This window comes from Acidovorax sp. 106 (genome assembly GCF_003663825.1).
Classification (GTDB): Bacteria; Pseudomonadota; Gammaproteobacteria; order Burkholderiales; family Burkholderiaceae_C; genus Acidovorax.
Genome location: NZ_RCCC01000001.1, coordinates 1,934,046 through 1,958,410, shown reverse-complemented (window position 1 = coordinate 1,958,410; position 24,365 = coordinate 1,934,046). Strand labels below are relative to the sequence as shown.

18 protein-coding genes and 1 riboswitch are annotated in these 24,365 nt (G+C 65.4%); of the genes, 6 read left to right on the top strand and 12 right to left on the bottom strand.

The genetic code is table 11. The features are described from left to right. Positions 1-109: 109 nt before the first annotated feature. Entirely contained in the window at positions 110-1,066 is a 957-nt protein-coding gene (locus tag C8C98_RS08675) for a LysR family transcriptional regulator (RefSeq protein ID WP_121453935.1), read from the bottom strand. Positions 1,067-1,219: 153 nt separating this feature from the next. Between C8C98_RS08675 and C8C98_RS08670 the strand changes: the two genes are divergently transcribed. Next, positions 1,220-1,615, top strand: a complete 396-nt coding sequence (locus tag C8C98_RS08670) for a RidA family protein (protein ID WP_121453934.1) — start codon at positions 1,220-1,222, stop codon at positions 1,613-1,615. A 118-nt stretch (positions 1,616-1,733) separates the two neighbouring features. On the opposite strand, the gene metH is transcribed toward C8C98_RS08670, so the two are convergent. The 8 genes from metH to urtA all read right to left on the bottom strand — a co-directional run bounded on the left by metH (position 1,734) and on the right by urtA (position 11,665). Beyond that, positions 1,734-4,448, bottom strand: coding sequence for a methionine synthase (gene metH, locus C8C98_RS08665; RefSeq protein ID WP_233574497.1), 2,715 nt, complete (start codon positions 4,446-4,448; stop codon positions 1,734-1,736). A gap of 52 nt (positions 4,449-4,500) precedes the next feature. Continuing rightward, a riboswitch (S-adenosyl-L-homocysteine riboswitch) is annotated at positions 4,501-4,615 on the bottom strand. Between the two features lie 111 nt (positions 4,616-4,726). Then, complete coding sequence (locus C8C98_RS08660) at positions 4,727-5,071, bottom strand: zinc ribbon domain-containing protein (RefSeq protein ID WP_121456152.1); 345 nt, start codon at positions 5,069-5,071, stop codon at positions 4,727-4,729. A 46-nt stretch (positions 5,072-5,117) separates the two neighbouring features. Continuing rightward, positions 5,118-6,344, bottom strand: a complete 1,227-nt coding sequence (gene fmdA / locus C8C98_RS08655) for a formamidase (protein WP_121453932.1) — start codon at positions 6,342-6,344, stop codon at positions 5,118-5,120. A gap of 213 nt (positions 6,345-6,557) precedes the next feature. Next, on the bottom strand, positions 6,558-7,247 hold the full coding sequence (gene urtE / locus C8C98_RS08650) for an urea ABC transporter ATP-binding subunit UrtE (protein WP_121453931.1): 690 nt from the start codon (positions 7,245-7,247) through the stop codon (positions 6,558-6,560). Positions 7,248-7,282: 35 nt separating this feature from the next. Continuing rightward, positions 7,283-8,026, bottom strand: a complete 744-nt coding sequence (gene urtD / locus C8C98_RS08645) for an urea ABC transporter ATP-binding protein UrtD (protein WP_099742696.1) — start codon at positions 8,024-8,026, stop codon at positions 7,283-7,285. A gap of 25 nt (positions 8,027-8,051) precedes the next feature. Then, the gene (gene urtC / locus C8C98_RS08640) at positions 8,052-9,269 is read right to left on the bottom strand and encodes an urea ABC transporter permease subunit UrtC (RefSeq protein WP_121453930.1); all 1,218 of its coding nucleotides are present in this window, start codon (positions 9,267-9,269) and stop codon (positions 8,052-8,054) included. A 46-nt stretch (positions 9,270-9,315) separates the two neighbouring features. Beyond that, positions 9,316-10,230, bottom strand: coding sequence for an urea ABC transporter permease subunit UrtB (urtB, locus tag C8C98_RS08635; protein WP_121453929.1), 915 nt, complete (start codon positions 10,228-10,230; stop codon positions 9,316-9,318). Between the two features lie 169 nt (positions 10,231-10,399). Next, positions 10,400-11,665: an urea ABC transporter substrate-binding protein gene (gene urtA / locus C8C98_RS08630; protein WP_121453928.1), complete on the bottom strand. Its 1,266-nt coding sequence runs from the start codon at positions 11,663-11,665 to the stop codon at positions 10,400-10,402. 240 nt (positions 11,666-11,905) lie between these two features. On the opposite strand from urtA, the gene C8C98_RS08625 reads away from it, so the two are divergent. Both C8C98_RS08625 and C8C98_RS08620 read left to right on the top strand, forming a co-directional pair. After that, the gene (locus tag C8C98_RS08625; protein ID WP_121453927.1) at positions 11,906-15,346 is read left to right on the top strand and encodes an ATP-binding protein; all 3,441 of its coding nucleotides are present in this window, start codon (positions 11,906-11,908) and stop codon (positions 15,344-15,346) included. A gap of 9 nt (positions 15,347-15,355) precedes the next feature. Then, positions 15,356-16,300: a response regulator gene (locus tag C8C98_RS08620; protein WP_233574496.1), complete on the top strand. Its 945-nt coding sequence runs from the start codon at positions 15,356-15,358 to the stop codon at positions 16,298-16,300. Positions 16,301-16,400: 100 nt separating this feature from the next. Here C8C98_RS08620 and C8C98_RS08615 read toward each other — a convergent pair whose 3' ends face one another. Then, positions 16,401-16,874, bottom strand: coding sequence for a PACE efflux transporter (locus tag C8C98_RS08615; RefSeq protein WP_233574495.1), 474 nt, complete (start codon positions 16,872-16,874; stop codon positions 16,401-16,403). 73 nt (positions 16,875-16,947) lie between these two features. Here C8C98_RS08615 and C8C98_RS08610 point away from each other — a divergent pair, with 73 nt between their 5' ends. From C8C98_RS08610 to C8C98_RS08600, 3 genes are all read left to right on the top strand, one after another. Beyond that, positions 16,948-17,886 (top strand): LysR family transcriptional regulator, encoded by a 939-nt coding sequence (locus tag C8C98_RS08610; RefSeq protein ID WP_121453926.1) that lies wholly within the window; start codon positions 16,948-16,950, stop codon positions 17,884-17,886. Positions 17,887-18,052: 166 nt separating this feature from the next. Beyond that, positions 18,053-20,215: a TonB-dependent siderophore receptor gene (locus C8C98_RS08605; RefSeq protein WP_121453925.1), complete on the top strand. Its 2,163-nt coding sequence runs from the start codon at positions 18,053-18,055 to the stop codon at positions 20,213-20,215. A 162-nt stretch (positions 20,216-20,377) separates the two neighbouring features. Then, positions 20,378-21,244 carry a PPK2 family polyphosphate kinase gene (locus tag C8C98_RS08600; RefSeq protein WP_121456149.1) on the top strand — a complete coding sequence of 289 codons (867 nt, stop codon included), beginning with the start codon at positions 20,378-20,380 and terminating at the stop codon, positions 21,242-21,244. Positions 21,245-21,322: 78 nt separating this feature from the next. Here the strand turns inward: C8C98_RS08600 and C8C98_RS08595 are convergent, their stop codons facing one another. Further along, positions 21,323-22,603: a zinc ribbon domain-containing protein gene (locus C8C98_RS08595; RefSeq protein ID WP_121453924.1), complete on the bottom strand. Its 1,281-nt coding sequence runs from the start codon at positions 22,601-22,603 to the stop codon at positions 21,323-21,325. A gap of 106 nt (positions 22,604-22,709) precedes the next feature. Next, positions 22,710-24,200 carry a zinc ribbon domain-containing protein gene (locus C8C98_RS08590; protein ID WP_158600154.1) on the bottom strand — a complete coding sequence of 497 codons (1,491 nt, stop codon included), beginning with the start codon at positions 24,198-24,200 and terminating at the stop codon, positions 22,710-22,712. Positions 24,201-24,365 lie beyond the last annotated feature (165 nt).

The following is a 24,365-nucleotide window of genomic DNA, read 5'->3' as shown; positions in this document are numbered from 1 at the left end:
TGGCCCACTTCCGCATCTGACGTGCCTACACGGCGACTTTCCTGCAATCGCCGGTTCGGGGCCGCGCGTAGTGGACCACGGAGGACCGATGGAATCGGGGTTCTAACGGTTACGGTTGTTTGGGTTTGTAAATGGCCGGTGCCGCATCCACCGCCCGCTGCATCGGCGCATGCTGCGCCATCAGCCCAACGATCCAGTCAATGAAGACGCGCAGCTTGGCGCTGACATGGCGGTGCGGCGGATAGGCCACGGACATCGGCATCGCCTCCATTTGCCAATCGGTAAACAAAGGCTTCAAGGCGCCAGTCTCCGCATGCGCCCGTGCCATGTAGTCGGGCAGCCACAGCACCCCCAGGCCCGCCAGGCCTGCAGCCAGGTAGGCATTGCCGTCATCCACCGCACACACATAGCGCCCCTGGGCCTGCACTTGTTCCTGACCTCGGCGCATGGCAAACGGCAGGGGCTTGCCGGTGCGGGCCCACACAAAGCCCACCGTGAGGTGGTGCGGCCCCTGCAGCTCGGAAGGGTGCTGTGGCGCACCGCAGCGCTGCAGGTAGCTGGGGGCGGCATAGACGCTCAAGACCAGATCGCCCACATGGCGCGCGATGAGCGAGGGGTTGGTGATGGTGCCGCCACGCACCACGCAATCGACCTTGTCACTCACCAGATCCACCACACGGTCGCTGACGCCCAGGTCCAGCTGGATATCAGGGTATTGGGCATGGAAGGCGGGCAGTGCGGGGATGAGAACGAGGCTGGCCAGCGGGCTGGGCACATCCACCCGCAGCCGCCCCCGGGGTGCGGCCACGGCGCTGGAGAGGCTGGCGTCCGCCTCCTCCAGGTCGGCCAGCAGGCGCACCACCCGCTGGTAGTAAGCGGCGCCATCGGCGGTGAGCTGCACGCTGCGCGTGGTGCGGTGCAGCAGCTTCACGCGCAGGCGGGCTTCGAGTTGCTGCACCAGCTGGGTCACGGTGGTGCGGCCCATGCCCAAGGTGTGGGCGGCTTTGGTGAAGCTGCCCGATTCCACAACGCGGGCAAAGGCCTGCAGGGCGTCAAAACGGTCCATGGCGGCGGGGGCAAGACGCACACGGCGCCGCCCATTGTTGATTGTTTGGAAATGAAGAACAGTGCTGCGCAGATTAGCCTGTTTATCAGAACAGCGCTCGCTTCTACAGTGCCTGCATCACCACCCATCCCCGCATGAATGAAAGGACTCTCCATGCCCACCCGTGATGTCGTGTTTCCCGCAGGCCGCCAGGCGCTGTACGAGCGCAACCGCTATTCGCCCGCCGTGCGTGCCAATGGCTTTCTGTTTGTCTCTGGCCAGGTGGGCAGCCGCGGAGACGGCTCGCCCGAGCCCGATGTGGCCGCCCAGGTGCGCCTGGCGTTCAGCAACCTCAACGCCGTGCTGCAGGCGGCAGGCTGCACGTTTGACGACGTGGTCGACGTGACGATGTTCGTGGTGAACCCCGAGGCGAACTTCGACACCGTCTGGAGCATCGTGCCCGAGTTCTGGGGCGAGGCGCCCTACCCCACGCTCACCGGCATCGGGGTGACGTGGCTGTATGGGTTTCAGTTCGAGATCAAGGTGATTGCCAAGCTGCCGCAAGCCTGAACGCCGGATGGAGTGATCCCACACGGCAGAAAAAAGGCTCCTGCGCAGGAGCCTTTTAAGGTCATAACAACGTCTAGCGTTTACCCAATAAGCGCTGATAGCTATTTATTTCATAGCATCACATGTTCGGGGCCAACAACCGCTCCAGCACCTTCTCGTCCATGCCCCGGCGCTGCGCCATGTCGTGCAGCTGGTCTTCGCCGATCTTGCCGACGTTGAAGTACACCGCATCGGGGTGGCCGATGTAGAAGCCGCTCACGCTGGCGGCGGGCATCATGGCCAGGCTTTCGGTGAGCGACATGCCGATCTCGCCAGCCTGCAGCACGCGGAACAGGTCGGTCTTGGCGCTGTGGTCAGGACAGGCGGGGTAGCCGGGCGCGGGGCGGATGCCGTGGTACTTCTCGGCAATCATGTCGTCGTTGCTCAGCTGCTCGCCCGCTGCGTAGCCCCACAGGTCGGTGCGCACGCGGTGGTGCAGGGCTTCGGCGAACGCCTCTGCCAAGCGATCGGCCAGGCTCTTGAACATGATGGCGGAGTAGTCGTCCAGCTGGTCGATGAAGGCCTTTTCCTTCTTCTCGATCCCTAGGCCTGCCGTCACCGCGAACATGCCAGCGTAGTCAGCAATGCCGCTCTCCTTGGGCGCCACAAAGTCGGCCAGGCAGCGGCTGGGGCGCGTCACTCCGTCGATGGTGTGCTTTTCGGCCTGCTGGCGCAGGCCGTACCAAGTCATGGCCACCTCGGTGCGGGTGTCGTCGGTGTAGAACTCGATGTCGTCATCGTTCACGCTGTTGGCGGGCAGCAAGGCCATCACGCCGCTGGCCGTGAGCCACCGGCCTTCGATGATCTTCTTGAGCATGGCCTGCCCATCGGCAAACACACGCGTGGCTTCCACGCCCACGATCTCGTCCGTGAGGATGGCGGGGTACGGCCCGGCCAAGTCCCAAGTCTGGAAGAACGGGCCCCAGTCGATGTACTTGGCCAGCTCGGCCAGATCGAAGTTCTTGAACACGCGGCGGCCCAGCGCGCGTGGCACGGCGCTCTGGTAGGCAGACCAGTCCACCGGCGTCTTGTTGGCGCGGATCTTGGCCAGGGGCCACAGGGGCGTGGCCTTCTTGTTGGCGTGCTGGGTGCGGACTTTTTCGTAGTCGGCGTTCAGTTCCTGAACGTAGTTCTGCACGCCATCGCCCAGCAGGCTTTGCGCCACGCTCACGCTCCGCGAGGCGTCGGGCACATAGACCACGGGGCCTTCGTAGTGCGGCGCGATCTTGACGGCGGTGTGCACGCGGCTGGTGGTGGCGCCGCCGATGAGCAGCGGGATTTTCTTGATGCGGAAGTGGTCGTCCTTCTGCATTTCACCAGCCACGTACTGCATCTCTTCGAGGCTGGGGGTGATGAGGCCCGACAGGCCCACGATGTCTGCCCCCTCGACCTTGGCGCGCGCCAAAATTTCGTGGCAAGGCACCATCACGCCCATGTTCACCACTTCAAAGTTGTTGCACTGGAGCACGACGGTGACGATGTTCTTGCCGATGTCGTGCACGTCGCCCTTGACGGTGGCGATGATGATCTTGCCCTTGCTGCGCACATCGCGCCCGGCCAGTTCGTCCTGGCGCTTTTCTTCTTCGATGTAGGGGATCAGGTGGGCCACGGCGGACTTCATCACCCGCGCGCTTTTCACCACCTGGGGCAAGAACATCTTGCCCGCGCCAAACAGGTCGCCCACCACGTTCATACCGTCCATGAGCGGGCCTTCGATCACGTGCAGCGGGCGCCCACCCTTGGCCAGGATGGCACGGTAGGCCTCTTCCGTGTCTTCGGTGATGAAGTCGGTGATGCCGTGCACCAGCGCGTGCGACAGGCGCTCGCCCACGGTCTTGGGCTGCTCGGGCGTGCCGCGCCATTCGAGCTTTTTGCTTTCGTCCTTGGCGCCGCTTTTGGCGGTTTCGGCAATCTCGACCAAGCGCTCACCCGCGTCGGGGCGGCGGTTGAGCACCACGTCTTCCACGCGCTCGCGCAGCGTGGGCTCCAAGTCGTCGTACACACCCACCATGCCTGCATTGACGATGCCCATGTCCATGCCCGCCTGGATGGCGTGGTACAGGAAAACGGTGTGGATGGCCTCGCGCACCGGGTCGTTGCCGCGGAAGCTGAACGACACGTTCGACACGCCGCCCGACACCTTGGCGCCCGGCAGGTTCTGCTTGATCCAGCGCGTGGCTTCGATGAAATCGACGGCGTAGTTGTTGTGCTCTTCAATGCCGGTGGCTACGGCAAAGATGTTGGGGTCGAAGATGATGTCTTCGGGCGGGAAGCCGACTTCATCGACCAGGATGCGGTAGGCGCGCTCGCAGATTTCGATCTTGCGCTCGTAGGTGTCGGCCTGGCCCACTTCGTCAAACGCCATGACCACGGCGGCGGCACCATAGCGGCGCACCAAGCGCGCCTCGTGCTTGAACTTGTCCACGCCCTCCTTCATGGAGATGGAGTTGACGATGCCCTTGCCCTGCACGCAGCGCAGGCCGGCCTCGATCACCTCCCACTTGGAGCTGTCCACCATGATGGGCACGCGCGCGATGTCGGGCTCGGACGCGATGAGCTGCAGAAAGCGCACCATGGCGGCCTTGCTGTCGAGCATGGCCTCGTCCATGTTGATGTCGATGACCTGGGCGCCGTTTTCCACCTGCTGGCGCGCCACGGCCAGGGCCTCTTCGTACTGGCCATTCAGGATCATGCGCGCGAACGCCTTGGAGCCGGTGACGTTGGTGCGCTCACCCACGTTGACGAACAACGTGCCCTCGCCAATGGAGACGGGCTCCAGGCCAGAGAGTTTCATGGGGGGGACGGAAATAGCGGACATAGGGCTCACCTGTGCAGAAACACGGAAAAACAGGTGAGCGTCGTTACAGTGGGGCTGCGCCATAGCGCACAGGGCCCAAGCCTGACGGCAACCGGCCACCTGTGGGTGGGGCCTGGCCTGCCGCTGCAACGCTCCTTGGGCGAAGCGGAGATTTTAAGGGGAAGCGCACGTTGCTGCGCCACCTGATGGCGTTGTGCTGCCAGATAGTCTTGCTACTTGGAACATCGCCGTCCAACAAGGACGGCCCAGCCCTTTCAATGAGAAATCATCCAGGGCCGCTTGCTCGGAAACGCTTTGGCGCCATTGGGCGCCGTCACCGTGGCCTTGCGGCTGGCCGACGACGAGCAGCAGCCGCAACCCGCCGGGTGCTTGAGGCGCGCGTAGTCGCCCGAGCGCTGCGGCTCGTGCCGCGCACGTTCATTCGTGGCGATGGCGCTGCGGGCGGACGCACTCATCAGAGCCAGGCGCGGCGCCGTGGCAAACACGCGCGGCGATGCCGCCCCGCAGTCGGGGCAGGCTGCGGGCTCATTGCGGTCGGCCAGCGTGCGAAAGGCATCGAAGCCGCCGCACTGGGCACAGGCATAGTCGTAGGTGGGCATGGGCGGCTCCTTGCACAGCAGTGGCAATGGCAATGACGTTCAGCGGTCAGACCAGGTCGGGCGACAACGGCATGGCGATGGAGCCATCCAGGTGCTTGATCGGCCCCGCAGCACTCGGGTTGATGTCGAAGTCAAAAATCTGCGTGGGCAGCCACAGCGTGGCGCAGGCGTTGGGCACGTCCACCACGCCGCTGATGTGGCCCTGCACGGGCGCGGTGCCCAGGATGGAGTAAGCCTGTGCGCCGGAGTAGCCAAACTTCTTCAGATACTCGATGGCGTTCAGGCAGGCCTGGCGGTAGGCCACATTCACGTCCAGGTAGTACTGCTTGCCCGCCTCGTCCACGCTGATGCCTTCAAAGATCAGGTAGTCGTTGTAGGTGGGCGTGATGGGGCTGGGCTTGAAGATGGGGTTCTTGATGCCGTACTTGGCCATGCCGCCCTTGATGAGGGTGACCTTCATGTGCACCCAGCCTGCCATCTCGATGGCACCGCAGAAGGTGATTTCGCCATCTCCCTGGCTGAAGTGCAGGTCGCCCACGCTTAGGCCTGCGCCGTCCACATACACCGGGAAGAACACCTTGGAGCCCCGCGACAAGTCCTTGATGTCGCAGTTGCCGCCGTGCTCGCGCGGGGGCACGGTGCGTGCGCCCTCGGCTGCCGCCTTGGCCTTGGCCTCACCCGTCAGGCGACCCATGTGGGCGGTGCCAGCCGATGGCGGGTTGGCCAGCCCCGCCGTGGGCGCGGTGTCGATCAGCGCTTGCTCGCGGGCGTTCCACTGCTCCAGCATCTTGCGGTCGGGCAGGCAGCCAATCAGGCCTGGGTGGATGAGCCCGGCGTACTTCACACCGGGCACATGGCGCGAGCTGGTGAACATGCCGTGAAAGTCCCAGATCGACTTTTGCGCCTGCGGGAAATGCTCGGTCAAAAAACCGCCGCCATTGTTCTTGCTGAAAAAGCCGTTGAAGCCCCACAGGCTGTCTTGCTTGGCGCCAATGTCCAGCAGGTCCACCACCAGCAGGTCGCCCGGCTCAGCACCTTTCACGCCCACGGGGCCGCTGAGGTAGTGCACCGTGGTCAGGTCAATGTCGCGCACGTCGTCAGCGCTGTCGTTGTTTTTGATGAAGCCGCCCGTCCAGTCAAACGTCTCCAGCACAAACTCATCGCCCGGGTTGACCCAGCAGGCCATGGGAATGTCGGGGTGCCAGCGGTTGTGGATGTTTTCGTTCTCGGTGGGCGACTTGCTCAGATCGACCTTGATCAGGGTTTCAGCCATGGCGTGCTCCTTGGAAGGGGTGGGTGGAAAAATGAAAACTTGAGATAAAAGCTCCAGGGCCTGCAAGGCAAGCTGCCTGTGAAACGGTCACGGCCAACGCCAGTGCCCCCGCGCAAGGGCCGCCCCGCCGCGCTGGGGGCGTCCCCCTCCCGCAGCGCGCAGCGATGCGAGAGAGGGGGAAGGCGCCGAAGGCGACTCAGGGGGTGTTTCATGTCATACCGACAGATAGGCTTTGATGCGCTGCTGGTCGGTGTCGGCCCGGGCCGTCTCATGCACCAGGCGGCCGCCCTCGATGACAAACAACCGATCGGCCACATCCATGGCAAACGAGAGCACCTGCTCGCTCACCACGATGGTGATCTGGCGCAGCTTGCGGATCTCGTTGAGCGCCTTGGCGATGTCTTTGATGATGGAAGGCTGGATACCCTCCGTAGGCTCGTCGAGCAGCAGCACCTTGGGGTCAGTGACCAGGGCGCGGGCAATGGCCAGTTGCTGCTGCTGCCCGCCCGACAGGTTGCCGCCCTTGCGCCGGCGCATGTCCCACAGCACGGGGAACAGCGCATAGATGTCTTCTGGAATCTGCCGTGTCTTAGAGTTCTCCAGGCCCGTCTCAATGTTTTCCTCGACCGTGAGGGTCGGAAAAATCATCCGGCCCTGCGGCACGTAGGCGATGCCCTTGGCCACACGGCGAAAGCTCTCGTCCTTCGTCACGTCCTGGCCTGCCACGGTGATCTGGCCGCTCTTGGCGGGCATCACGCCCATGAGGCTTTTGAACAGCGTGGTTTTGCCCATGCCATTGCGGCCCATGATGGCCACGGTTTCGTTGGCCCGGCCTTCAAACGAGATGCCGTGCAGCGCCTCGCTCTGGCCGTAGGCCACAAACAGATCTTTGACTTCCAGCATGCGGTGCTCCTGTGGGGTTCAATGGGGTATGGAAGTCAATGGCCTAGGTACACGTCGATGACCTTGGGGTCGGCCTGCACCTTCTCCATAGGGCCTTCGGCCAGGATCTTTCCCTGGTGCATCACGGTGACCTTGTGGGCAATGCGCTTGACGAACTCCATGTCGTGCTCGATGACGATCACCGCGCGGTTCTTGCAGATGCGCTGCAGAAGTTCGGCTGTGAGTTCGCGCTCGCGGGCGCTCATGCCAGCGATGGGTTCGTCGAGCATCAGCAGCTCGGGCTCCTGCATCAGCAGCATGCCAATCTCCAGCCACTGCTTTTGCCCATGGCTGAGCAGGCCCGCCTCGGTGTCGAGCTTGTCGCCCAGGCCGATGTCTTCGGCCACCACCTGCACACGGGCCTTGACTTCGTCGGTGCACTTGAAAGCCAACGCCCCCAGCACCGAGCGGCCTGCGGGGTACGACACCTCCAGGTTCTGGAAGACCGAGAGGTTCTCGTAAATGGAGGGCGTCTGGAACTTGCGGCCAATGCCCAGCCGCACGCGCTGGTGCTCGGCCATGCGGGTCAGTTCTTCGTTCTTGAACTTGATGCTGCCGCCGGTGGCGCGCGTCTTGCCGCAGATCAGGTCGAGCAGCGTGGTCTTGCCCGCGCCGTTGGGGCCGATGATCACGCGCAGCTCGTTCTTGTCGATGTACAGCGTCAGGGCGTCGATGGCCTTGAAGCCGTCGAACGACACCGTGAGGTCTTCCACAGCGAGGGCGAAGTCGGTATTGCTCATGGGGCGTGCTCCGTGGGGTGGCGTGTCAGGCACCCTGGCGGCTCACGCCGTCGGGCAGGGCAGCAGGTGCGGGCGCTACGCTGGCAGCTGCTGCAGAAGTGGCGGTAGCGGCTGGCGTTGCGTCAGCCACCGGCCGGGGCTGCACCGAGGCCTGGCGCAGCGCCTCGCGGCGGCCCTTCCACCAGGGCACGACATGGCTCTCCCACAAGCCAGCCAACCCCATGGGGAAAGCCATAGTCACGCCGATGAACAGGCCCGCCATCAAGAACAACCAGGCCTCGGGAAAGCTCTCCGAGAAAAACGTCTTGCCCGCATTCACCAGCAGCGTGCCGTACACCGCACCCACCAGGCTCATGCGCCCACCCACGGCGGCGTAGATCACCATCTCGATGGAGGGCACGATGCCTACGAAGCTGGGTGACATGAACCCCACCTGCAGCGAGAACAGTGCCCCGCCAATGCCCGACAGCGCAGCGGCCAGGCAGAAGGTGAAGATCTTGAAATTGGCCACGTCGTAGCCCGAAAACCGCACGCGGTCTTCCTTGTCGCGCATGGCCAGCAGCAGCGTGCCCACCTTGCCGGTCTGGATCCAGCGGCACAGCACGATGGAGCCGATGAGCAGCACCACGCACACGTAGTACAGGATGTACTTGGCGCTGTCGGTGCGCGTGTCCCAGCCCCACAGGGTCTTCAGATCGGTCATGCCGTTGACGCCGCCGGTGTAGCCCTGCTGGCCAATGATGAGCACCGTGAGGATCAGCGCCACCGCCTGCGTGATGATGGCGAAGTACACACCGCCTACGCGGCGCTTGAACATGGCAAAGCTGACGACCCAAGCCAGCAACGTGGGCACCACAATGACGGCGGCCAGCGAGAACGGCAGGCTCTTGAACGGGACCCAGAAGCTGGGCAGCTCGGTGATTTGGTTCCAGTCCATGAAGTCCGGAATGCCGGGCGTGGACTGGATCTTGGTGCTGATGGGGTCAGACGCTTCCAGCTTCAAAAACATGGCCATGGCGTAACCGCCCAGGCCAAAGAAAACCCCCTGCCCCAGGCTGAGCACGCCGCCATAGCCCCACACCATCACCAGGCCAATGGCCACAAAGGCATAGGTGAGGTACTTGCCCACCAGGTTGAGGCGAAAGATGTCGAGCGCGAGTGGAAGCACCACGGCCAGCAGCACGGTGAGCAGCACCAGGCTGGCGAGCTGGTAGCGCAATATCCAGGCTTTGAGGGCATTCATGCAGAGACTCCGGTGGGCTCGAAAGGAATGGACAGTTGAGCGAATTTCATCGGCGAACTTTGGAGGCGAACAGGCCCTGTGGACGCACCATCAGGATCAGCACGATCAGCGACAGCGTGATCACCTTGGCCATGGAGCCCGCCAGGAAAAACTCGGTGATGGACTGCGTCTGCGCAATGCCAAAGGCTGAAACCACAGTGCCCAGCAAGCTCGCCGCGCCACCAAAGGTGACGACCAGGAACGCGTCGACGATGTAGAGCGAGCCACTGGTGGGCCCGGTGGAGCCAATAGTGGTGAAGGCAGCACCCGCCACGCCCGCAATGCCGCAGCCAATGGCGAAGGTGAGGCGGTCGGTCTTTTTGGTGTCGATGCCCGTCGCGTTGGCCATGACGCGGTTGCTCACCGTGGCCCGCACACGCAGGCCCCAGCGGCTTTTGTGCAGGGCCAGCAGCACGCCCCCGGTCACTACAGCGGTGAGGCCCAACACAAACAAGCCATTGATGGGAATGTCCAGCCCCGGCGCAGGCGCCCAAGAGCCCATCAGCCACTCGGGCAGCGTGGGGCTGACTTCCTTGGGGCCGATGAAGGTGCGAAAGCACTGCTGCAGCGCCAGACTGATGCCCCAGGTGGCCAGCAGCGTATCGAGCGGGCGTTTGTACAGGTGGCGGATCAGTCCCCACTCCACCAGCCAGCCCGCCGCAAAGGCAAAGCCAAAGGCCGCGATGATGGCCAGAGGAAAGTAGTACGGCGCCATCTGCGGCGCATGGTTGGCCGCCAGCGTAGAGCCCAGGTAGATGGTGTAGGCGCCAATCGTCATGAACTCGCCATGCGCCATGTTGATCACGCCCATCTGCCCAAAGATGATCGCCAGCCCCAGGCCCATGAGCAGCAGCACGGCAAACAGGCTCAGGCCCGCAAAGCCCTGCATCAGGCCAATGTTGAGCATTTCGGAAAAAGTCATGTTGCAGCTCCTGCGTGGGCAGCGTTGGAAAACGAACAGCGGTGCCATAGGGCGGCCTCTTGCGAGGGACACCGAGGAAGGGCCGCCCCGCACCGAGGGTGTCGTCCCCCTCCCGCGCAGCGAGAGAGGGGGAAGGCGCGAAGCGCCTCAGGGGGTGACTTCTCACTGCTTACTGGTATCCCTTGGGGAACGGATCCGGCTTGATGAGCTGCGGCGACTCGGACACCACCTTGAACGAAGCGTCCGGCATGCCCATGGCGATGCGCGACTTGCTCCACAGGTGGTGGTTGGCATCCACCTTCACGTAGCCTTCGGGCGCCGTGGTCAGCTCAATGCCGGGCGACGCAGCCACCACCTTGTCCACGTCAAAGCTTTTGGCCTTTTCCACGGCGGCCTTCCACAGCCAGGGGCCCAGGTAACCCGCCTGCGTTACGTCGCCAATCACGGCGTCCTTGCCATACTTGGCTTTGAAGGCGGCCACAAACTTCTTGTTGTTCTCGTTGTCGAGCGACTGGAAGTACTTCATCGACGAATAGAACCCCGCGAAGTTTTCACCACCCACGCCGGTCATTTCGTCCTCGGTGACGGACAGCGTGACCAGCAATTGCTTGTCGCCCGTGATGCCTGCGGCCTTGAGCGCCTTGTAAAACGCCACGTTTGAGCCACCCACCACCGCCACAAAAATGCAGTCGGGCTTTTGCACCTTGATCTTGTTCATCAGCGAGCCGAAGTTGGTGCTGCCCAGCGGGTAGTACTCCTCGCCCACCACTTTGCCCTTCTGGAAGTTCTCGATGTGCTTGCGCGCAATCTTCATCGAGGTGCGGGGCCAGATGTAGTCCGAGCCGATGAGGAAGAAGGTCTTGGCCTTCTTCTCGGTCTTGGCCCACTCCAGGCTGTACAAAATTTGCTGCGTGGCCTCCTGGCCGGTGTAGATCACGTTCTTGGACTGCTCCAGGCCTTCATAGAAGGTGGGGTAGTAGAGCAGGCCGTTTTCTTTCTCGAACACGGGCAGTACGGCCTTGCGTGAGGCGCTGGTCCAGCAGCCGAACACGGCGGCGCAGTGGTCGTTGATGAGCAGCTTCTTGGATTTTTCGGCAAACGTGGGCCAGTCAGAGGCTCCGTCTTCCTTGATCACCTTGATCTTGCGGCCCAGCACGCCGCCCATGGCGTTGATCTGGTCAATGGCCAGTTGCTCGGCCTGGATGGAGCCCGTTTCAGAAATGGCCATGGTGCCGGTGGCCGAGTGCAGTTGGCCCACGGTGACTTCGGTATCGGTCACCGCCAGCTTGGTCGTGTTGACCTGAGCAGTGGGCTGCGCAAACGACCAGGCCGGCAGGCCCGCCACAGATGCTGCGCCCAGCGCCTGCAACATGCGGCGGCGGCCAGTTTCGACAGCTACAGGGCCGCCGTAGCGGGGATCGGTGGGGTGGCTCATGGTGACGCTCCTTGCGGGATCAGGGTGAATGAAGGGACAGGAACCAGGCGCGGTGTTGCGCTGTGGAATGAAGGTTAGGGACAACCCGCAGTGCCGCCCATACGTCAATTAACGTAGCCCCGCCTACGCACTGCGCGGCTACGCTGCCCACGCCACCCAGCCGGCCACTCACGGCACCACATCCGCCCCCCCCACACCCCTCACCCTGCGCCTAGAACGCTTCTTGCTTGAAGCCCAGCCATGGCACCACAGCCCTCCGCCGCCACCCCCAGCGCTCCGCAAACCATCTTCCGGTTCCGGCGCGAATACAACGCATGGGTGGCCGACGAGACCATGGAGGACTACGCGCTGCGCTACACGCCCAAGGCGTTTCGGCGCTGGAGCGAGTTCCGCGTGGCCAACACGGCATTTGGCTCGCTGTCGTTCCTGGCGCTCGAAGCCATAGGCGGCGCCATTGCGCTGAACTACGGCTTCAGCAATGCGATGTGGGCCATCCTCACGGTGGGGCTGCTGATTTTTTTGACGGGGCTGCCCATTGCCTACTACGCCGCACGCTATGGGCTGGACATGGACCTGCTCACCCGCGGTGCGGGTTTTGGCTACCTGGGCTCCACCATCACGTCGCTGATCTATGCGGTGTTCACCTTCATCTTCTTTGCGCTGGAGGCGGCCATCATGGCGCTGGCGCTGCAGATGGTGGTGGACTGGCCGCTGGAGTGGTGCTACATCGCGTCTTCGCTGGTCATCCTGCCTTTGGCCATGCGCGGCATCACATTGATCTCGCGCCTGCAGGCCTGGACGCAGCCGCTGTGGCTGTTCTTGCTGCTGCTGCCCTTTGTGTGGATTGCCCTGGCCCAGCCGCAGCTGTACCGCGACTTTGCGGGGCTGTCGGGCCTCAAGAGCGGCAGCAGCCAGTTCGACCCGCTCATGTTTGGTGCAGCGGCGGCGGTGATTTTTTCGCTGGTGGTGCAGATTGGCGAGCAGGTGGACTTTTTGCGCTTTCTGCCCGAGCGCACTGCCGCCAACCGCCTGCGCTGGTGGGGTGCCGTGCTGGTGGCCGGCCCCGGGTGGATCGTCATGGGCATGCTCAAAATGGCGGGCGGGGCCTTTCTGGCGTTTGCCGCGCTGCAGTTCGAGGTGGGCACACAACGGGCTGCCGAGCCCACACAAATGTTTCTGGCGGGCTTTCAGCAGGTGATGCAGGCCCTGGGCTTGCCGGGGCTGGCAGTGGCGGTCACGGTGGTGTTTGTGGTGGTGTCGCAGATCAAGATCAACATCACCAATGCGTATGCGGGCTCGCTGGCCTGGTCCAATTTTTTTGCCCGCATCACCCGCAGCCACCCTGGCCGCGTGGTGTGGCTGGTGTTCAACGTGCTGATTGCCACGCTGCTCATGACGCTGGGCGTGTTTGGCGCACTCGAAAAAGTGCTGGCGGTGTACAGCAACGTGGCCATTGCCTGGGTGGGTGCGCTGGTGGCCGACTTGGTCATCAACAAGCCGCTGGGCCTCTCACCGAAGGGCATCGAGTTTCGGCGCGCGCACCTGTACGACTTCAACCCCGTGGGCCTGGGCGCCATGGTGCTGGCGGCCACGGTGGCTTGCTGCGCCTATGCGGGGCTGCTGGGCGAAGAGGCGGCCGCGTTTTCGCCCTTCATTGCGCTGGTGCTGTCGATTGCGCTGGCGCCCCTGTTGGCCTGGCTGACCCAGGGCCGCTACTACCTGGCGCGCACACCGGGCAACGAGTGGAAGCCCGGCGAGATCGTGCGCTGCGCGGTGTGCGAAAACCAATTTGAGTCGGAAGACATGGCGCGCTGCCCCGCCTACGCCGCGCCCATCTGCTCGCTGTGCTGCTCGCTTGAATCGCGCTGCCACGACCGTTGCAAGACGGGCTCGCGCGCGGCAGACCAGTTGCGCAGCGTGGTGGAAGCCTTGCTGCCCCGGCGCTGGGCCATCAAGGTGAACTTTCGCGTGGGGCAGTACGCCATGGTGCTGGTGTCGCTGTGCGCGGCCATGGCGTTTTTGGTGGGCGTGGTGTATGTGCAAGAGGGCCTGCAAAGCCCCGCGCATGCCACCCTGCTGCAGATGCCCTTCCTCAAGGTATTTGCCCTGCTGGCCTTGCTGGCGGCCGTGTGCGCGTGGTGGGTGGTGCTGAGCACTGACAGCCGCCGCATGGCGCAAGATGAGTCCGAGCGGCAGACTCAGCTGCTGCTGCAAGAAATCGAAGCTCACAAGCGCACCGACGCCGAGCTGCAGGCAGCCAAGGACCAAGCCGAATCAGCCAGCCAGGCCAAGACACGCTATGTGGCGGGCATGACGCACGAGCTGCGCTCACCGCTCAACAGCATCCTGGGTTACACGCAAATCTTGCTCAAACACCCGCAGGCCGAAGGCTGGCTGCGCGAAACGCTATCGACCATGCAGCACAGTGGCCTGCACATGCATGCGCTGATCGATGGATCGCTGGAGCTGGCCCGCATCGAGGCGGGGCGCCTGCGGCTGGACCTGGCGCCCCTGCCCCTGCCCGACCTGATCGAAAACATCGAGGCCATGCTGCGCCCGCAGGCGCAAGCCAAGGGCCTGCGCTTTGTGGTGGAAACGCTGGGCACCATGCCGGCCTGGATTCGCGCCGACGCCAAGCGGCTGCGGCAGATTTTGATCAACCTGCTGTCCAATGCGGTGCGCTTTACCGAACGCGGCGAGGTGCGCCTGCGCATGGACTTTCGCCAGCATGTCTCGCGCATCGAAATTGTCGACACCGGCATTGGCATTGAGCCGCAGGACCTGGAGCGCATCTTTGTGCCGTTTGAGCGCGGCAGCGCCGGTCGCCGCGCCAGCGAGGCGGGTACCGGCCTGGGCTTGACCATCACGCATTTGCTGACCGAGCTGATGGGCGGGCAGCTCACACTCACCAGCACGCCGGGGCGGGGCAGCACCTTCACCGTGCGGCTGTACCTGCCCGGCATGGCCGCCGACCCGCACTGGACCACGCCCAGCCGCGCGGCGCTGCGCTCGGTGATTGGCTACCTGGCGCCGCAACGCACGCTGCTAGTGGTGGACGACCAGCCCCTGCAGCGCCAGTTGCTCGCCGGGCTGCTGGTGCCGCTGGGCTTTGTGGTGCGCGAGGCGGCCAGCGGCCGCGAGTGCCTGGAGATCGTGCGCCAAACGCCGCCCGACCTGGTGCTGCTGGACATCACCATGGACGACCTCGATGGCTGGCAAACCGCTGCCCTGCTGCGCGAGCTGAGGCCGGCCCATGACCTGCCCATCGTGTTCGTTTCAGCCAACCTGTTCGAGCACGAAGCCTCACGCTTGGCGGCCCAGCAGTGCCAGGGCTTTGTGGGCAAGCCCGTGATCGAATCCGAACTGCTGCAGGCACTGGAGCAGGCGCTGCAGCTGGAATGGGTGCGCGACAACACGCCCCTGGCCCACGCCCCACGCAATGCCGCCGAGCCGGTGGACCCGCACGACACCCTGGCCACGCTGCCGGGCGACCTGCGCGAAAACCTCGCGCGCCTGGCGCGGTCAGGCCAGGCGGCTGCGCTGCGTGAGCAATTGCGGCGCGCACGGGCCGAGCTGCCAGGCCACCCCGCCACCCTGGCGCTGCTGCAAGCCTGCGCCGACCGTTTCGACTTTGAAGCCCTGGCCGAACACCTGCGTGCGGTGCAAGCGGTCGATGCATGAAAGAACACCATGTCCGACGCCGAGACTGAAACCCAAGCCCTGGCCGAGGCTGGCCCCCAGCCCGCCCCCCCGGCGCCGCAGCGCGTGATCCTGGTGGTGGACGACGCGCTGGACACCCTGCGCATGCTGTGCGACGCCCTGGCCGCCGATGGCTACGCCGTGCTGGCCGCGCGCGATGCAGAGGAGGCCCTGCAGCGCTTTGACATCACCGTGCCCGACGGTGTGCTGCTCGATGCCGTCATGCCCGGCATGGACGGCTTTGCACTGTGCCGACAGCTCAAGGCCACACCGCCGTGGTCGCATGTGCCCGTGGTGTTCATGACGGGGCTGTCAGACACCGAACAAATCCTGCAAGGCTTTGCCAGCGGTGGCGTGGACTATGTGGTCAAGCCGCTGCGCATTCCCGAGGTGCTGGCACGGCTGGCCACCCATGTGCGCAACGCGCAGGCCACGCGGCTGGCGCGTGAGGCGGTGGATGTGGCCGGGCTGGGCGTGGTGGTGCTCGATGGCCAGGGCCGCGTGGCCTGGCGATCCCCCCAGGCCCTGCGCTGGCTCGAAGCCGCCTTTGCCGCAGAGCCTGCACCGCACGATGCGGCGGCGGCCTGGCTCAACCGCGCACAGCGCACGGGCGGGCAGACCCTGGCACTGGCTGATGGCCGCCAGTTGCTGGCGCGCCACCTGGGGGCCAGCGGCCTGGCCGAGTCGATGCTGCTGCTCAGCCATGCCGCCCCCGAGGCCGCTGCGCCGCGCCACCTGCAGCAGGTGGCATTGACCCCGCGCGAGACCGAGGTGCTGTCCTGGCTCAGCAAGGGCAAGACCAACCGCGACATTGCCGACATCCTGGGCATGAGCCCGCGCACGGTGAACAAGCACCTGGAGCACATCTTCGAAAAGCTGGGGGTCGAAACACGCACCGCTGCGGCGGCGATCGCAGGGCAGCTCTTGCAGGCTTGATCTCGAAGGCTTGGGCCAGAAATTTAGATCAAATAGGCCTCTAGCGCTACCCCTAAAGCGCTAGCAGCTATCTAAAACATAGCAAATACACCCTTCCTCGTCAGGCCGCCGCATGCCCCATGGCCGATGCGGGCAGGCCAAACACCCGGTCAAACACCCAATTGAAGACAAAGGTGTAGCAAAGGAAGAAGACGATGAGCGCCAGGTCCATCACAAAGGCCTGCCACAGGCTCACGTTGAACCACCAGGCAAACAGCGGCACCAGCGTGAAGACAAGCCCCCCTTCAAACCCGATGGCATGGGCTATGCGGCGGCCGATGCCACGCCCAAGCACCGCCTGGCGGGCCTCCCAGCGCTCAAAGGCCCAGTTGAAGACCACGTTCCACACCACGGCCACTGCCGACGCAGCCACCGCCACCACGCCCGAGTGCCCGGCGCCCTGCCCCGTCAGCACCGCCAGCCCCAGCGTCGCGGCGGCAATGGCGATGAGTTCGTACAGGGTGACGTACAGCACGCGGCGCTTGGGGCCTTGCAGGCTGCGCCACAGGGGTTGAATCAGGGAGTTGGAAGTCATGGCTGTGTACTTTATGTGCACCTTGCTGATATATAAAGTCAGCTTCTTTCAGATTAATTGACAGATCAACCCCATGGCCTTTTCTTCCGACAGCGTGCAGGTGTTCTTGGCAGCGCTGGACCACGGCTCGTTCTCGGCCGCGGCGCGGGCGCTGTCGCGGGTGCCTTCAGCGGTGAGCATGACCATCGCCCACCTGGAGGCCGAGCTGGCCGTGCAGCTGTTTGACCGCAGCGGGCGTGAGCCCCGGCCCACCGCTGCCGCAAGGGCGCTGGAGCCCCAGGCGCGGCTGCTGGCCGGGCAGCTGCAGCAGCTCAACGCCCAGGCGCTGGCACTGACGCAGGGGCTGGAGGAGCGCCTGACCCTGGCGATTGCGCCCGAGCTGCTGGCCTCGCGCTGGACGGCGCCGCTGGCCGCGCTGGCGCACGAGTACCCGCTGCTGCAGGTGGAAGTGCTGACGGCCCCGCAGGTGGATGCGCTGGCGCTGCTGCACAGTGGCCGCGCGCAGCTGGCGCTGGTGTTTGAGCGGCCCAGCATCGACGGGCGCGAGGGGTTTCAGGAAGTGGGCACCGAAACCCTGGTGGCCGTGATGGCGCCAGACCACCCGGTATTGCAGGGCGCACGCGCGTCGGCACTGGCCCGGGGCGAGCCGCCCGAGCGCGCCATGCTGCGCGAGGAGCACCTGACCACCACGCGCCAGATCGTGGTGGCCAGCCGCGACCTGGCGCAGACCGACCCGCGCTTTGTGTTTGCCCGCCACCACTGGCGCACCGACAACCACCTGGCCGCGCTGGGCCTGATCGAGGCCGGGCTGGGCTGGGGCTGGCAACCCCGCGCACTGGTGCAGCCGCGCATCGAATCAGGCCGGCTGGTGGAGATGCCGTTTGAGAACCTGAGCAACGGCGCCGCCCTGTGGGTGGACGTGGTGTGGTCCAAAGAGCGGCCCCTGGGCCTGGGGGCGCGGCGCTTTGTGGCGCTGATGGAAGGGGCCACCGCCCCTGGGGCGCAGGCCTGACGCCAAGGGCCAGCCCAGGCCAGTGCCATTCCTGTAAGCGTCAAAAGACAACAAAAGCAAATACGAATTAGTTGCATTTGCATGGATAATGGCGACCCCTTGCCTTTTTGGGCCCGCCTCGGTGCGCAGTTTGCTGCCCGGCGGGCCTGTTCACCGCCCCTTCACCATGCACTCCCTGATCCATCGGCCTGCGCGCCATCCCCGCCTTTCGGCCATTGCCCACGCCAGCCTGGTGCTGTGCGCCTTCACCGCCACAGCGGCCCTGGCCCAGCAGGCAGCGACCCCTGCGGCCTCTGCCGAGGCCAGCCCCGCCTTGACTGAAGTGCAGGTGCGCGAAACCTCGGGCAGCAGCGGCTACCAGGGCGCGCAGCGCAACACCGCCGCCACGCGCACCGACACGCCGCTCATCGAAACGCCGCAGTCCGTGCGCGTGGTGCCCCAGCAGCTCATGCAAGACCTGGGCGCCCGCCGCCTGGCCGACACGGTGGACTTTGTCAGCGGCATCACCCGCCTCAACGACTTTGGTGGCACGTGGGACAACTACGCCATTCGTGGCTTCAGCAACACCGATGGCGGGCAACTGCTCAACGGCTTTGCCTCTAACCGGGGCTATGGCCCGCAGCGCGACGTGGCCAGCGTAGAGCGCGTGGAGTTCCTCAAGGGCCCCGCCGCCGCCTTGTACGGCAGCAGCGAGCCCGGTGGCACGCTCAATGTGGTCACCAAAAAGCCCCAGTTCACCGCCGCCAACAAGGCGGGCGTGCAGGTGGGCACCCTGGGCTATCGGCGTACCACGCTCGACAGCACCGGCCCGCTGGGCACGGACGTGGCCTACCGCCTGAACGTGGCGGCTGAAGACGGCGCCAGCCGCTCGAACCTGGTGGACAACCGCAAGATGGTGGTGGCCCCGGCCATCACCTGGAACCTGAGCTCCAACACGGTGCTGAACTACGAGGCCGAATTCATCCGCATCCGCACCCCGCTGGACCGGGGCCTGGTGCAGGTCAACGGCAATGTGGGGGCCCTGCCACGCGACCGCTTCCTGAGCGAGCCCGACCGGGGCAACCTGCATGTCAATGGCGACACGCACCAGATCACGCTGGACCATGACCTGGGCAGCGGCTGGCGCACTCGCTTGGGCGCGTCGTACCGCGAAACCGAGCTGTACGGCAACGCCGTGGACTTTGGCACGGGCCAGCTGGGCGTGCTGGGCAGCGATGGCCGCACCCTGGCGCGCAGCGACAGCTGGCGCACCCTGCCCTCGCGGGACACTTCGGTGCAAGCCGAGGTGGAAGGCAAGGTCACCACCGGTGCGCTGCGCCACACGGTGCTGGCAGGCGTAGATTCGTGGCGACTGACCTCGGGCCAGGACATCCGTTATTCCACGCAAAAGTACCCCATCGACATCTACAATCCCACGTATGGCACCGTCACCGGCAGCACCTTGGCGCAGGGCTACCTGCTCAATGACCGCCTGCGCGCCACCGGCCTGTTTGCGCAAGACCAGATCGACCTGAGCGCCCAGTGGAAGCTGTTGGCGGGCGTGCGTTTTGACAGCTACCACCAGGACAACCAAGACCTGATGGCGGGCACGCGCCAGGTGAACTCGTACTCGGCCACCACGCCACGCATCGGCCTGACTTACCTAATCGACGCCAACACCTCGGTCTACGCGTCTGTGGGCCGCTCGTTCCGCCCCAATGCGGGCACCGACGAAAAAGGCAATGCGTTTGATCCGCAAAAGGGCAAGGCCTTCGAGCTGGGCGCCAAGTGGCAGTCACCCGACCAGCGCCTGAACGCCAACGTGGCGGTGTTCGACATTCGCAAGACCAACGTGCTCACCCGCAGCCCCACCAATGCCAACTTCAGCATTGCCGCTGGCGAAGTGCGCAGCCGGGGGCTGGAGCTGGATGTGGCCGGGCAAATCGACACGCACTGGCGCATGACGGCCAACCTGGCCTACACCGACACCGAAGTCACCCGCGACAACAACGCCGCGCTGCTGGGAAAGCGCCTGCTGAACGTGCCCCGCGTCAGCGCCGGGCTGTTCGCCATCCGCGAAGACCAAGCCCCCTGGGGCGGTCGCTACGGCATTGGCGGTGGGCTGGTGCATGTGGGCGAGCGCACAGGCACTGCCACCGACGCCTACCGCCTGCCCGCCTACACCACGGCGCGCATCACCAGCTACTGGCAAATCGACAAGCGCACGCGCCTGACGCTGGACGTGCAAAACCTGTTCGACAAGACCTACTACACCGCCTCGTGGGGCAACCTGACGGTGATTCCAGGTCTGGGCCGCCAAGTGGTGGCGGGCGTGCAAGTGGCATTCTGACCGGCGCAGGCTAGGTTATAGGTAAAAAATGCTGCTAGCGCTTATTGAACAAGCGCTAGCAGCTATGTTTTTAATAGCATTTAAGAGCATGGCTGCCCGGTGAAAGGCCCGGCTGGTATCGTGGCGCCATCGCCCCTGCCAACCCCCACACCGGAGAGCCCCATGCCCTCACCCCATGCCCATGACGCCCTTTGGGGCACCGTACGCCACAGCCTGGCCCCGCGCTGGGCGCCCTGGCAGCCCGAGCCGGGCAAGCCGTTTGCGCTGGACGCCATCGACCCCGGCGCCAAGCCCTTTTCTACCGGCAGCAAGGCCGAAGACAAAGCCGCCGTAGAAGCCCTGGCCGTAGAGCTGGATGCCTTGCAAAACCTGTTTTATGCCGACAAGCGCTACAAGCTGCTGGTGGTGCTGCAGGGCACCGACACCTCGGGCAAGGACGGCACCATTCGCGGCGTGTTTGGCCGCATGAGCGCCCTGGGTGTGCATGCCGTGGGCTGGAAGGCGCCCACCGAGCACGAGCTGGCGCACGACTACCTCTGGCGCATCCACCAGCAGGTGCCGCAGGCGGGCGATATCACCGTGTTCAACCGCAGCCACTGCGAAGACGTGCTGGTGCCCGTGGTCAACGGCTGGATCACGCCCGAGCAGCACCAGCAGCGTCTGGCGCACATCAACGACTTTGAGCGCATGCTCAGCGAGACGGGCACCATCGTGCTCAAATTTTTGCTGCACATTGGTTTTGACGAGCAGCGCGAGCGGCTGCAAGAACGCCTGGACGACCCGGCCAAGCACTGGAAGTTCAGCATGGGCGACATTGAGGCGCGCAAGCAGTGGGGCGACTACCGCCGCGCCTACGACACGCTGCTGGCCGCCACGCACACGCCCTGGGCACCGTGGACCATCGTTCCCGCCAATTCCAAAACCCACCGTAACCTGATGATTGCCACCGTGCTGCGTGCGGTGCTGCAGGGGCTGGCGCTGCGCTACCCCACGGGCGACGCGGCGCTGGAGCATTTCACGGTGGAGTGATTCACCGGGCGGAGATGCCGCAACGCCCAGACCGTTCCCTGCGCATGGCGCCCCCCCTGCGCCCGCTATTTCAGCCTGTCACACCAGCTTGTGGCCGCAGTGCTCGCAAAAGCGGTCGTCGGCCTGTACCTCGCCGTGGCACTGGGGGCAAGCTGGAGCTGCGGGTGCCGCAGGCGCAGCCGTGGCGGATACCACCGGAGCCACCGAGGGCGTAGCAGCGGCAGGCGCCACGGGCTCTGCCGCAGGGGCCTGGGCTGGCGCAGGGCTGGCCGGGTTTGCCGTATTCGCTGTGCTGTGGGCCGCAGTGTGGTGTGCGGTAGTGGCCGCCGTGGCAGCCGCTGCAGCAGCCGCCGCTTGGGCCTGGGCTCGTTCCTTGAGGTCCGCCACCTTGCTGTTCACTTCTTTGAGGGCTTCGTCTGCAGAGTCACGGATGCTGCCCAGGTCCACCTTCTCAGAAAACTCGCACCAGGTGAGCACGCCCACCATCAGCGGCAGCAAGAAGACAAACGCCGAAGCCAAAGCAAACACCAGGCTGAAGCCCACGCCCGCACCCATCACGTGCCCGGAAGCACCGCCCATCATGATGGCCAGGGGGTTGAAGCCACCACCCATACCGTAGCCCATGCCCCCTCCATAGCCACCGCCCATGCCCACCACGGCTGCGAACATGCCGCCCACGGTGAACGAGGCCGAGGTGAGCAAACCAAACAGCATCGAGGCGAAGATGGCCGACAGCAGCATGCCGCCCACGATCTTGCCGATGGCCGCAAACGGGTACTTGCGCGTGATGTGCCAAGCGATCGACAGCGAGTGCATGACGCGCTCACCGTCCCACAGCGCAGGCCCGACGATGGACGAGGCCACATACAAAGCCAGCATCAGCGCCGCCATCAGCAGCACCGCTACGGGCACCACCACCACCAGCAGCAATGGCCCCAGCACCGGGATCTTGCAGACAAAGAACACCACGGCCAGGGCCAGGAACACGGCCAGCACGCCCAGCCCCATCACCAGGCCCGCGCCCAACAGCTTGGGCAGGCACAGCAGCCCGGCCATGAAGTACCCCACCAGCCCCCGGTAGGGGCGGCGCCGGGCCAGGTCAGACAGACATGCGCCTGCCCCGCTGACACCCGCCATGCCCACCACCACCGCCGCCAGCGCAAACAGCGGCATGAAGCCCAGCCACATGCGGGCCATGAAGCCACCCAGCGCAAACACCAGGGCCGCCACCAGGAAGGCTGCAGCCATGACAGTCATGGCCGGCCAGCAGGTGAGCGCCTCGGGCAGGCGGTAGATGGAATAAGGGTTGTCGGTGCGCAATGGCGATGGACTCAGTGGTGAGTTTGGTGGTTGGTTCATGGTGCGTTCTCCCTCGGTTGATCGTCAGTTGTTGGTATCGGCTTGGGCCTGGCACAGCACCCATACCCCTCTCGCATGGGCTTCTCTTTTCAGATGCCTCCCGGCATCAGTTGGCGTAGGGGTCGTTGTTGCGGCTGCTCATGGGGCAATCCGGCACGCGGCCCCAGTTGTTGCCACAGTGCTGGTGGCGCGCTTTCACCACGCACACGCCTTTGCTGAACATGTTGTCTTCGCGGTCGCACTGGCGCAGCGCCGCGCGCAGGGGGCCCAGGCCATCGGCAGGTGGCGCGGTGATGACGGTGACCGCTGGCGGCTGCGGGGCAGGTGCAGGGGCGTTGGACAAGGTGGGAGGCGCCGGGGCCCGCGAGCCCGCGTGGGGCCAAGGCGGCTCGTTGGCAGGCTGCGCACCGGGGCGTGGCTTGGGCGGCTTGGGAGCGGCTTCACTGGCCTTAGGCGCGGGCTTAATGGCGGCGGTTGGCGCTGGCGCAGCGGCAGCCACGGGAGCGGGTGCTACCACCTGCGGTTGCAGGGGTTCGGTCACCACGGCGGGCGATGCCACCGGTGCCGCAGGTGCGGGCTCTGGCAGGGCAGCGGGCGCAGCCACCACAGGGGCGGCGGGGGCCGATTCGATCACGATCTTGGGGCCAGACGATGGCGCAGCGTCTGCCATCTGCGTACCCACCTGCTGTGCCACGGCGGGCTGGCTTTGCGGCTTGGCCACCAGCAGCCACCAGGCCAGGCCGGCCACCACGGCTACACCGGCAAAGCCCATGGCGGCGTACTTCAGGGCACCGCCCGGTGCGGAAGAGGCCACGGGCTCCTCAGGCAACGGCCAGGCCGAGGCGGGTGCCACCGGGCGTGGAGCGGGCGCTGCGGCTGCCGGGGCAGGGGCAGGGCTTGCCGCCGCCGGAGTAGTGGCCGAGGTGGCAGGGGCCAGCACGGTGGGCACGGGCACAGCGGGCGTTGCAGGCGCCGCGCCATACGCTGACGCAGAGGAAGCCACGGCAGGGACTGCGGCAGCCGCCGCTGGCGCTTCGGGCACCGGGGCGGGCGCTGCGGCGGCCACGGCAGGCGCGGCAGCGGTGGGGGCGGGGGCGGGTACTGCAGGTGCGGGCGCCGCGTGGGCGTGCGTGGCGGCGGGGGCCTCGGCGGCCATAGGCACGTCCAGCAGCAAGTCCATGTCTTCTTCTTGCGCCGACGCTACAAACTCCAGTGGCGCAGGCCGGGTGTCGGCATCGGGGTCCGAGGGGCCATCGTCCAGGTCAAAGTCCATGTCCAGCTCCAGCACGGGCTCATCTGCCGGGGTGGCGCTAGGCGATGGCGCAGCGAAAACTGGGGGCACAGTGGAGGCGGCGACGGCGACAACGGCGGCCGCAGCGGTGGCCCCTGCAACGGCCACTGCGGGCTGTGGGGCCACCAGGTTTTCGCCGCACTGGCCGCAAAAACGCGCACCGGATTTGCACGGGGCCGCACAGGCGGGGCACACCGTGCTGGCGGCGGCTTCAGAAGGTTGGGGGATCAGGGCTGTGCCGCAACCCTTGCAGCACTTGGCGCCATCGCGGTTCACGGTGGCGCAGGCATGGCAGTTGACACTCATTGGCGGACCTTGTTGGAGATTGGACAGACTGCACGCCGACCCCCAGGGCCGCAGCCAAGGCGCTGGCCCGGTCTGCCGCCGCGCCGGGCTGCGGGGCATGAAAAACACCCACCCCTCTCAGGCCGTGTTCTTCGCGGGGGTGCGGGTGCTTTGGCGCCCGAGTCT

Coding starts and splice junctions, on each gene's coding strand:
- C8C98_RS08675 (WP_121453935.1), bottom strand. CDS start 1,066: ATGGACCGTTTTGACGCCCTGCAGGCCTTTGCCCGCGTTGTGGAATCG.
- urtA (WP_121453928.1), bottom strand. CDS start 11,665: ATGAGCCACCCCACCGATCCCCGCTACGGCGGCCCTGTAGCTGTCGAA.
- fmdA (WP_121453932.1), bottom strand. CDS start 6,344: ATGGCTGAAACCCTGATCAAGGTCGATCTGAGCAAGTCGCCCACCGAG.
- urtC (WP_121453930.1), bottom strand. CDS start 9,269: ATGAATGCCCTCAAAGCCTGGATATTGCGCTACCAGCTCGCCAGCCTG.
- urtD (WP_099742696.1), bottom strand. CDS start 8,026: ATGAGCAATACCGACTTCGCCCTCGCTGTGGAAGACCTCACGGTGTCG.
- metH (WP_233574497.1), bottom strand. CDS start 4,448: ATGAAACTCTCTGGCCTGGAGCCCGTCTCCATTGGCGAGGGCACGTTG.
- C8C98_RS08600 (WP_121456149.1), top strand. CDS start 20,378: ATGCCCTCACCCCATGCCCATGACGCCCTTTGGGGCACCGTACGCCAC.
- C8C98_RS08670 (WP_121453934.1), top strand. CDS start 1,220: ATGCCCACCCGTGATGTCGTGTTTCCCGCAGGCCGCCAGGCGCTGTAC.
- C8C98_RS08620 (WP_233574496.1), top strand. CDS start 15,356: ATGTCCGACGCCGAGACTGAAACCCAAGCCCTGGCCGAGGCTGGCCCC.
- C8C98_RS08610 (WP_121453926.1), top strand. CDS start 16,948: ATGGCCTTTTCTTCCGACAGCGTGCAGGTGTTCTTGGCAGCGCTGGAC.
- C8C98_RS08615 (WP_233574495.1), bottom strand. CDS start 16,874: ATGACTTCCAACTCCCTGATTCAACCCCTGTGGCGCAGCCTGCAAGGC.
- C8C98_RS08590 (WP_158600154.1), bottom strand. CDS start 24,200: ATGAGTGTCAACTGCCATGCCTGCGCCACCGTGAACCGCGATGGCGCC.
- C8C98_RS08625 (WP_121453927.1), top strand. CDS start 11,906: ATGGCACCACAGCCCTCCGCCGCCACCCCCAGCGCTCCGCAAACCATC.
- urtB (WP_121453929.1), bottom strand. CDS start 10,230: ATGACTTTTTCCGAAATGCTCAACATTGGCCTGATGCAGGGCTTTGCG.
- C8C98_RS08660 (WP_121456152.1), bottom strand. CDS start 5,071: ATGCCCACCTACGACTATGCCTGTGCCCAGTGCGGCGGCTTCGATGCC.
- C8C98_RS08605 (WP_121453925.1), top strand. CDS start 18,053: ATGCACTCCCTGATCCATCGGCCTGCGCGCCATCCCCGCCTTTCGGCC.
- C8C98_RS08595 (WP_121453924.1), bottom strand. CDS start 22,603: ATGAACCAACCACCAAACTCACCACTGAGTCCATCGCCATTGCGCACC.
- urtE (WP_121453931.1), bottom strand. CDS start 7,247: ATGCTGGAAGTCAAAGATCTGTTTGTGGCCTACGGCCAGAGCGAGGCG.